The 3,041-nt window shown below is 50.4% G+C and carries 2 protein-coding genes; both read right to left on the bottom strand.

Going from position 1 to position 3,041, the window contains the following annotated elements:
- The coding region (locus Q0101_RS02110) for a tetratricopeptide repeat protein (protein ID WP_297941837.1) at positions 1-525 on the bottom strand (525 nt) is incomplete at its 3' end.
- Positions 526-535: 10 nt separating this feature from the next.
- Positions 536-3,041 (bottom strand): cytochrome c biogenesis protein CcsA (ccsA, locus tag Q0101_RS02105; protein ID WP_297941835.1); only part of this gene is annotated, 2,506 nt, incomplete at its 5' end.

Here is a 3,041-nt window from a genome sequence, read left to right as displayed (position 1 = left end):
GAAGCTTTGCTGCACGCCTTCGCCCTTCAGATACAGATAGCCCAGGTTGTTGCAGCCCATCATATCGCCGTAGGTGCAGGCTTTTTCATAAAGGCTCGCCGCCTTGGCGACGTCCTTTGCAAGCCCGGCGCCGTTTGCGTATAAAAGTCCGAGCGAGGTGCAGCCTTCGTTATCTTTGCAGGCTTTTTCGTAATAAGCCGCGGCTTTGGTAAAATTTTGATCCGCGCCGTTGCCGCTTTCGTAGATATAGCCTAGATTGTTGCACGCAAGCGCAAATTTAGCGCTGCACGCTTTTTCATAGAGGCTGATCGCTTTTTCGAAATTTTTCTCTACGTTGCCGGTGCCCTCAAAATACAAAACGGCTAGATTATAGCAGCCCGAAGCTTTATTTTCCAAACCGCACGCTCGCTCGTAAATTTCTGCGAGTTTTTTATGATCGCCGCTTTGCTGAGCTTGAATGCCCTCGCTGATAAAGCCCGCGTTTGCCGCGGCAGCCAAGGCTAACGCTATTAGAAATTTTTTCAAATTTACTCCTTTATATCGTTTTTACGTCCCTGCCCCTGAAGGCAAGAACGATTATTAAAAAGATCGCCGCTATTATACAATAAAACGGCGCGGGTATATGCGGTGCGTCTCCCGCGGCGTAAGAGTGCATGCCGGTGAGGTAGAAATTTACGCCGAAATAGGTCATTATGATCGAGCTATACGCGAGCGTCGAGCTCACGCAATAAACATAGATAGAGCCGAGTTTCGGGATAAGCTTTAGATGCAGCACGATCGCATAGACGATGATCGAGACATACGACCAGGTCTCTTTGCTATCCCAGCCCCAGTATCGTCCCCAGCTCTCATTCGCCCATACGCCGCCGAAGAAATTTCCGAGCGTCAGCATCGAAAGCCCCACGATGAGGCTGATCTCGTTGATCGCCGTTATATATCTGATCTGCGCATTGAGCCGTTCGCGATTGGTGTCATTTTTAAGCGCCATCACAATAAGAGCTAAAAGCCCAAGCAGGCAGCTAAGCCCTAAAAATCCGTAGCTAGCCGTGATAACCGAGACGTGGATGCTAAGCCAATAGGACTTTAGCACCGGCACGAGGTTGGTAATCTGCGGATTTACGAAGCTCATATGCGCTACTAGCATCACGATGCTGGCTAGCAAGCAGCTCGCGCTTAGCGTAAGTAGGGACTTTCTAAAAAATATAATCCCAGCAAGCGCCGCCGACCAGCCGATGTAGATCATCGACTCATAGCTATCGCTCCACGGCGCGTGAGCCGCGACGTACCAGCGCAACGCAAGCGCGAGGGTATGTGCCGCAAAGCTTGCGGCAAAGGCTGCGAATAAAATTTTTTGCGCGAGCGCGAAGCGCTTGCCGCAAAGCGCGCCCAAAAGCGCCAAAACAAGAGCTACGCCGCCTAGGATCATATAGCAATAAACGAGCTTTTTGAAAACCGAAGCTTTGTTATAAAACACCTCGGCTTTGACGCGGTTTTCACTCGGAAGTATAGCTACCGAGGTAGCTCTTTGGTAGTTTTTCAGCTCCGCAAGTGCTGCATCCGCTTTAGCCCAATCATTATCCGAAATTCCATCTTGCAAGCCGTTTAGATAGTCGTTTAGCACGCCTTTGATCTGCGGAGCGATACTATAATCCGCGAAGGCGTCGTTCGGCGAGAGCCAGGTGTTTTGCGGGTCGTTCGGCACGGGGATAAATTTAAAAAACACCCCTCTAAAGGTCAGATACGCGATATTTAGCCGCTCGTCGAATTTAATCAGCTCATTATCGAGCACGCCGCGGCGCGAGGCGCTTTTTTCATTCGCCTCGTCCAGGGCGTGGGCGAGCTTGTAGTTACCGTTTTCATCAAAGACCGAATTAAAGCTCGCATATCGCTCCTGCGGCGCTAAGCCCAGCATCTTTTTGATCTCGTCGTTCTTAATCTTGATGATCTTTTGATCGCGCCAAAACGCGGGATTTAGGCTCATTCCTAGGATCATCTGCTCGGCGCTTAAGCCGTAGAGCGAATCCGTGCCTGAAATTTTATTTACGATCTCGCTTGCTTCGGTGCTAAGCGGCTTGATCCTGCCCATGTAATCTTGCACCAAAAGCTCCGCAAACGCGCCGTTTGCGTGAACGCGCGAGTTAGCTTTAAGGTTTGCTAGATAGTTTTCATCCGCGGCGCGAAGCTCAATGCTGAAAAAAAGCGGCGCGATTAGAAGTAGCGCGGCGGGTGCGTTGTTTTTAATAAATTTAGCTAGCTTTTTAAACCTGCTACCCGCAGTAAAAAGATTGCCGATAAATCCGACGCAAAGCAAGAAATAGCCGAAATAGGTAGGAATTTTACCCGGATCGCGGTTAAGCTCCAGCACCGTGCCCAGCTCGTCCGTGTCGTAGGAGGATTGAAAGAGCTTAAAGCCGTCAAAGTTTAGCGGATGATTCATATAAATTTCATGCTCTCCCGCGCTCTTGCCCTCTTTTAAAATTTCAACGTCGCTAGCGTAGGATGACGGACTTTGCGAGCCGGGATAGCGCTCGAGCTTAAATTTCAAAAGCTTTACCGCAAACGGAAGCTCTATGAGTTTCGAGCCCCAGCTCAGCATTATCTCCTCACCGTCAAAGTTTAAAATTTTAGGCTCCCCGAGCCAGCCCGCGCCGCCGCGCAGCTGCGCTTCTTGCTCGCTTCCGCCCTCAAAGCCCGCCTTTACCGCAAGCGTGCTCTGCTCGCCTTTGGGCGCGGGTTTGTAGGAGCTAAATTTGACGGTGAAGCTTTTAGAATTTATACTTTGCGTGAAGCTAAAATCGTTATCGCCGATCTGAGACAGATTTAGCGGATGCTCAAACAGCGCGTCTTGCGTGCGGATTTGCAAGTATGGTTTGACGCTTACCATCTCGCTTTCGCTCTCGCCCGCCCTTACGTGCAGCACGCCCTCGGTGCCGAAATAGCGCGTCAGCACCGCGCCGATAAAGATAACGATAAATGCCACGTGCAGAACGAAGGAGCCGAAGCGGCGCCACATTTTGGTTTTAATTATAATGCCGAGCAGG

The organism is uncultured Campylobacter sp., from assembly GCF_937921625.1.
Lineage (GTDB): Bacteria > Campylobacterota > Campylobacteria > Campylobacterales > Campylobacteraceae > Campylobacter_B.
The sequence above is the reverse complement of the archived record's forward strand: the minus strand, read 5'-3'. Positions and strand labels throughout refer to the sequence as shown.